The sequence below is a fragment of the Roseateles sp. GW821-FHT09H11 genome (assembly GCF_059415845.1).
Window position 1 is genome coordinate 535900 of record NZ_JBWKOA010000003.1, and the last position, 6564, is coordinate 542463.

The following is a 6564-nucleotide window of genomic DNA, read 5'->3' on the forward strand; positions in this document are numbered from 1 at the left end:
ACTATGGCTGTCACCGTCGAAACTCTCGAAAAGCTCGAACGCCGCATCACGCTCACGCTGGCGGCCACTGACATCAACTCCGAAGTCGAGTCGCGCCTGAAGAAGCTGGCCCGCACGGTCAAGGCCGACGGTTTCCGTCCCGGCAAGGTGCCGATGTCGTTCGTGGCGCAGCGCTACGGCGCGCAGGTCCAGTACGAAGTCGTCAACGACAAGCTGGGCGAGGCCTTCAGCGCCGCCGCCAACGAGGCCAAGCTGCGCGTCGCCGGCATGCCCAGCATCGCCCAGAAGGACGAAGCGGCCGAAGGCCAGCTGGCCTTCGACGCGACCTTCGAGGTCTACCCGGAAGTGAAGATTGCCGATCTGGCCGAGGCCGAGATCGAGCGCGTCGCCGCTGACGTGACCGATGAAGCCATCGACAAGACCGTCGAGATCCTGCGCAAACAGCGCCGTTCGTTCGCCCAGCGTGGTGCCGCGGACGTGGCCGCCGACGGCGACCGCATCACCATCGACTTCGAAGGCAAGATCGATGGCGAACCCTTTGCCGGCGGCAAGGCCGACGCGTTCCAGTTCCTGCTGGGCGAAGGCCAGATGCTCGAGGCTTTCGAGAAGGCCGTGCGCGGCATGAAGGCCGGCGAATCGAAGACCTTCCCGCTCGCGTTCCCGGCCGACTATCACGGCAAGGACGTCGCCGGCAAGGAAGCCGACTTCCTGGTCACGGTCAAGAAGATCGAGGCCCAGCACCTGCCCGAAGTGAACGAATCGTTCGCCAAGGCCCTGGGTATCAAGGAAGGCACGGTCGAGGCCCTGCGCGCCGACATCAAGAAGAACCTCGAGCGCGAAGTGAAGTTCCGCGTGCTGGCCAAGAACAAGGGCGCCGCGATGGACGCGCTGGTCGGCAAGGCCGAGCTGGACGTGCCCAAGTCGCTGATCGCCGGCGAAGCCGAGCGCATGGTCGCCAACGCCCGCGAAGACCTGAAGAAGCGCGGCATCAAGGACGCCGACAAGGCCCCGATCCCCGCCGAGCTGTTCAACGATCAAGCCGAGAAGCGCGTGCGCCTGGGCCTCGTCGTGGCCGAACTGGTCCGTTCGCAGAACCTGCAGGCCAAGCCCGAGCAGTTGCAGGCCCACATCGAAGAGATCTCGCAGAGCTACGAGAAGCCGGCGGAAGTCGTGCGCTGGTACCTGTCGGACCGCGAGCGCATGGCCGAGGTCGAAGCCGTCGTGATCGAGAACAACGTCACCGACTTCATCCTGGGCAAGGCCAAGATCACCGACAAGCAACTGCCGTTCGACGAGCTGATGGCCACGGCCTGATCCGCGGACACGCTGCTTTGGCGCGGGCTTTTTCGGCGTTGCTCTTGATTCGCCGCAAACTCATCGCCAAGTAAGGCGCCAGGCCGAAAGGCCGGCGCCTTTTTCTTTCCCCGGCGCTACCGTCGGGTGGGGGGCCCTCCCGGGAGGGAACCCTCGCACGGTCAGGGGATGGAGCGCACGACATAATGGTTTGTCGTGATCTCGAACCACATCAGAGGATTTCATGAGCGCGCTTGAAACCAGCAACCTGGGCATGGTGCCCATCGTCATCGAACAGTCGGGCCGCGGCGAGCGCGCCTACGACATCTACAGCCGCCTGCTGCGCGAGCGCATCGTCTTCCTGGTCGGCCCGGTGAACGATGCCGTCGCCAACCTGGTGGTGGCGCAACTGCTGTTCCTGGAGAGCGAGAACCCCGAGAAGGAGATCTCGCTGTACATCAACTCGCCGGGCGGCAGCGTCTCGGCCGGGATGTCGATCTACGACACGATGCAGTTCATCAAGCCGTCGGTCTCGACGCTGTGCATGGGCATGGCCGCGTCGATGGGCGCGTTCCTGCTGGCCGCGGGCGAGAAGGGCAAGCGCTTCGCGCTGCCGAACTCCAAGATCATGATCCACCAGCCGCTGGGCGGCGCCCAGGGTCAGGCCACCGACATCGAGATCCACGCCCGTGAGATCCTCAAGACCCGCGAGCAGTTGAACCGCATCCTGGCCGAACGCACTGGGCAGAGCCTGGAAAAGATCCAGGCGGACACCGAGCGTGACTACTTCATGTCGGCCGCCGAATCGGCCACCTACGGCCTGATCGACAAGGTCATCGAGAAGCGCTGATCGCGGATCGGGGACCGGTTCACTTCCGGCTTGTAGCGGCGTCCCTGAGGGGCGCCGCTTGTCTTCCCCCGCCCTCCGCTGCCGCTTCCGAGCAGGAGATTTCTCAAGATCGGGAAGTCTCCTGACTGGTGCGGAGCGAACCGCCGGCTCCGCATGTCAACTGACCGCCCGTTGACCGCACCAACTGACCACTCTTAGGGGCTTTTATCCCCCCAAGGGTGGTGCCGGCAATTGAACTATCATCAATGCAGGCACTTGCCTGTATTCCCCGCAGCCCTTCAGCAGCCCCAGCAGCACTCCCATGGCCGAGAAAAAAGGCAACTCCAGCGAAAAAGTCTTGTATTGCTCCTTCTGCGGCAAGAGCCAGCATGAGGTCAAGAAGCTGATCGCGGGCCCGTCGGTGTTCATCTGCGACGAGTGCATCGAGCTGTGCAACGACATCATCCGCGACGAGGTCCCCGCCGAGGCGGCGACCGGCGGACGTGCCAGCAAGTCGGACCTGCCCGTCCCCAGCGAGATCAAGACGACGCTCGACCAGTACGTGATCGGCCAGGACGTGGCCAAGCGCACCCTGTCCGTCGCGGTCTACAACCATTACAAGCGGCTGCGCCACGCGGCTGACACCAAGGACGGCGTCGAGCTGTCCAAGAGCAACATCCTGCTGATCGGACCGACCGGTTCGGGCAAGACGCTGCTGGCGCAGACGCTGGCCCGCGTCCTGAATGTCCCGTTCGTGATCGCCGATGCGACGACCTTGACCGAAGCCGGCTATGTCGGCGAAGACGTCGAGAACATCATCCAGAAGCTGCTCCAGAACTGCAATTACGACGTCGAGCGCGCGCAGCGCGGCATCGTCTACATCGACGAGATCGACAAGATCAGCCGCAAGGCGGACAACCCCTCCATCACGCGCGACGTGTCGGGCGAGGGCGTCCAGCAGGCGCTGCTGAAGCTGGTCGAAGGCACGATGGCGTCGGTCCCCCCTCAGGGTGGCCGCAAGCATCCGAACCAGGACTTCCTGCAGATCGACACGACCAACATCCTGTTCATCTGCGGCGGCGCCTTCGACGGCCTGGAGAAGCTCATCCAGAACCGTTCCGAACGTTCGGGCATAGGCTTCAGCGCCGACGTCAAGAGCAAGAGCGACAAGAAGGTCGGCGAGCTGTTCCGCGAAGTCGAACCGGGCGACCTGATCAAGTTCGGCCTGATCCCCGAGCTGGTCGGCCGTCTGCCGGTGATCGCCACGCTCGGCGAGCTGACCGAGGACGCGCTGGTGCAGATCCTGACCGAGCCGCGCAACGCGCTGGTCAAGCAATACCAGCAGCTGTTCTCGATGGACGGCGTGGAACTGGAAGTGCGTCCGTCGGCGCTGAGCGCGGTCGCGCGAAAAGCGCTGGCCCGCAAGACCGGGGCCCGTGGCCTGCGCTCGATCGTCGAGCATGCGCTGATCGACACCATGTTCGAGTTGCCTTCGCTCGAGAGCGTCGCCAAGGTCGTGCTGGACGAACACAACATCGACGAGGACACCAAGCCGTTGCTGGTCTATCGCGAAACCAAGGCCAGCGCCTGAGGTCGCGAAGACACCCCGGGCGATTCGCTTGCCATCACTTCACGTGGAAAGCAATTGCTCAAAGGCTATTGAACGGCACCTTGTAATTGGTAGCTCGGGCCCTAGATGGGCTTGAGAAAGAGAGGTTTTCATGTCCGGTCATCCGATCCTCCCCGCGGAACCCATCACGCTGCCGCTGCTCCCGCTGCGCGACGTGGTTGTGTTCCCGCACATGGTGATCCCGCTCTTCGTGGGTCGTCCCAAGTCCATCAAGGCCTTGGAAGCGGCGATGGAAGCAGGGCGCCAGATCATGCTGGTCGCGCAGAAGGCGGCCGGCAAGGACGAACCCAAGCCCGACGACATGTTCGAGATGGGTTGCGTCTCCAGCATCCTGCAGATGCTGAAGCTGCCCGACGGCACGGTGAAGGTGCTGGTCGAAGGTCTGCAACGCGCGACGACGAGCAAGATCGAGGACGGTGAAGAGCACTTCACCGCCGAGGTCGTGCCCATTCCGCCCGAAGCCGACGATCAGCCCGAGGTCGAAGCCCTGCGCCGCGCCGTGACGCAGCAGTTCGACCAGTACGTCAAGCTGAACAAGAAGATCCCGCCGGAGATCCTGACGTCCATCGCCGGCATCGACGACGCCGGCCGCCTGGCCGACACGATCGCCGCGCACCTGCCGCTCAAGCTCGATGCGAAGCAGTCGGTGCTGGACCTGTCCGAAGTGGGCAAGCGGCTGGAGAAGCTGCTGGACCTGCTCGAACATGAGGTCGATATCCTGCAGGTGGAAAAGCGCATCCGTGGCCGCGTCAAGCGCCAGATGGAGAAGTCCCAGCGCGAGTACTACCTGAACGAGCAGGTCAAGGCCATCCAGAAGGAACTGGGCGACGGCGAAGAAGGCGCCGACATGGAGGAGCTGGAGAAGAAGATCCAGGCTGCTCGCATGCCGAAGGAAGCGCGCAAGAAGGCCGAGTCCGAGCTCAAGAAGCTCAAGCTGATGTCGCCGATGTCCGCGGAAGCGACCGTCGTGCGCAACTACATCGACACGCTGGTCAACCTGCCGTGGGCGAAGAAGACCAAGATCAAGCATGACCTCGCGAATGCCGAGGCGGTGCTCAACGAGGACCACTACGGCCTCGACAAGGTCAAGGAACGCATCCTCGAGTACCTCGCGGTGCAACAGCGCGTGGACAAGGTCAAGGCGCCGATCCTGTGCCTGGTCGGACCTCCGGGCGTGGGCAAGACCTCGCTGGGGCAGTCGGTGGCGCGCGCCACGGGCCGCAAGTTCGTCCGCATGGCGCTGGGCGGCGTGCGTGACGAGGCCGAGATCCGCGGTCACCGCCGCACCTACATCGGCTCGATGCCGGGCAAGGTGCTGCAGAGCCTGAGCAAGGTCGGCACGCGCAATCCGCTGTTCCTGCTCGACGAGATCGACAAGCTGGGCATGGACTTCCGCGGCGATCCGTCGTCGGCGCTGCTGGAGGTGCTGGACCCCGAGCAGAACCACACCTTCGCCGACCATTACATCGAGGTCGACTACGACCTGAGCGATGTGATGTTCGTGGCGACGTCGAACTCGCTGAACATCCCGCCGGCTCTGCTGGACCGGATGGAAGTGATCCGTCTGTCGGGTTACACCGAGGACGAGAAGGTCAACATCGCCCAGCGCTACCTGCTGCCGAAGCAACGCGGCAACAACGGCGTGAAGGATGAGGAACTCGAGGTCACCGAAGACGCGATCCGCGGCGTGATCCGCTACTACACGCGGGAAGCCGGCGTGCGGTCGCTGGAGCGCGAGATCTCCAAGATCTGCCGCAAGGTGGTCAAGGGTCTTCAGCTGAAGGCCTATGACAGCAAGGTGGTCGTCAACGAGGACAACCTCAACGAATTCCTGGGCGTTCGCAAGTACGACTTCGGCCGTGCGGAGAAGAAGAACCAGGTCGGTCAGGTGGTCGGTCTGGCGTGGACCGAAGTGGGCGGCGATCTGCTGACCATCGAAGCCACCGCGATGCCGGGCAAGGGCAACATCATCCGCACCGGCTCGCTGGGCGACGTGATGAAGGAATCGGTCGAGGCGGCGCGCACGGTGGTGCGTTCGCGGGCTCGCCGGCTGGGCATCAAGGATGAGCTCTTCGAGAAGCGCGATATCCACGTGCACGTGCCGGACGGCGCGACGCCCAAGGATGGTCCGAGCGCGGGCATCGCGATGACGACGGCCTTCGTGTCGGCGCTGACCGGGATTCCGGTGCGGGCCGATGTGGCGATGACCGGCGAGATCACGCTGCGCGGCGAGGTCACGGCGATCGGCGGCTTGAAGGAGAAGCTGCTGGCGGCTCATCGCGGCGGCATCAAGACGGTCATGATTCCGGAAGAGAACGTCAAGGATCTGCAGGACATTCCGGAGAACGTGAAGAACCAGCTCGAGATCGTGCCGGTCCGCTGGATCGATCGCGTGCTGGAAGTGGCGCTCGAGACCTATCCGCAGGCCTTGCCTGAGGAAGAGGTCCCTGCGACGGCGACGCCGGCCGAGAAGGTGGCGGACCCGAAGCCTGACGCGGGCGACTCCCTGAAGCACTGAGCCTGAGCTCGACACGACATGGCGCCTTCGGGCGCCATTTTTCTTTGGGCTTTGACATCGGCACTTGGGCGATCTTCATAAAGAAGTCGCCGAACTCTTGCGAGAGCGTCAAAAACCGTTCTATACTCTCGGCTTCAGCGCAAACGGTGCGGCGACGACAAAGCAATTCGCAAGAATTGCACGGCAGTTGAAGCAGGCAGTGTGTTGAAGACCCTGCGGGAATAGCTCAGTTGGTAGAGCGCAACCTTGCCAAGGTTGAGGTCGCGAGTTCGAGCCTCGTTTCCCGCTCCAACG

The 6564-nt window shown here is 63.6% G+C and carries 4 protein-coding genes and 1 tRNA gene; all 5 read left to right on the forward strand.

Features of this window, described 5'->3' with window-relative positions:
- Window positions 1-3 precede the first annotated feature (3 nt).
- On the forward strand, window positions 4-1314 hold the full coding sequence (tig, locus tag AC07PR_RS13190; protein WP_377152580.1) for a trigger factor: 1311 nt from the start codon (window positions 4-6) through the stop codon (window positions 1312-1314).
- A 223-nt stretch (window positions 1315-1537) separates the two neighbouring features.
- Entirely contained in the window at window positions 1538-2143 is a 606-nt protein-coding gene (clpP, locus tag AC07PR_RS13195) for an ATP-dependent Clp endopeptidase proteolytic subunit ClpP (protein ID WP_067275631.1), read from the forward strand.
- Between the two features lie 301 nt (window positions 2144-2444).
- A complete protein-coding gene (gene clpX / locus AC07PR_RS13200) occupies window positions 2445-3713 on the forward strand; it encodes an ATP-dependent Clp protease ATP-binding subunit ClpX (protein WP_067275628.1) in 1269 nt (422 codons plus the stop codon).
- Window positions 3714-3843: 130 nt separating this feature from the next.
- Entirely contained in the window at window positions 3844-6270 is a 2427-nt protein-coding gene (lon, locus tag AC07PR_RS13205) for an endopeptidase La (RefSeq protein WP_495135558.1), read from the forward strand.
- Between the two features lie 215 nt (window positions 6271-6485).
- Window positions 6486-6561: transfer RNA gene (locus AC07PR_RS13210), tRNA-Gly, on the forward strand.
- The last annotated feature ends 3 nt before the right edge of the window (window positions 6562-6564 follow it).

What these genes read in the sequence shown, in the direction of transcription:
- tig (WP_377152580.1), top strand. Translation starts at nt 4, where the DNA reads ATGGCTGTCACCGTCGAAACTCTCGAAAAGCTCGAACGCCGCATCACG.
- clpP (WP_067275631.1), top strand. Translation starts at nt 1,538, where the DNA reads ATGAGCGCGCTTGAAACCAGCAACCTGGGCATGGTGCCCATCGTCATC.
- clpX (WP_067275628.1), top strand. Translation starts at nt 2,445, where the DNA reads ATGGCCGAGAAAAAAGGCAACTCCAGCGAAAAAGTCTTGTATTGCTCC.
- lon (WP_495135558.1), top strand. Translation starts at nt 3,844, where the DNA reads ATGTCCGGTCATCCGATCCTCCCCGCGGAACCCATCACGCTGCCGCTG.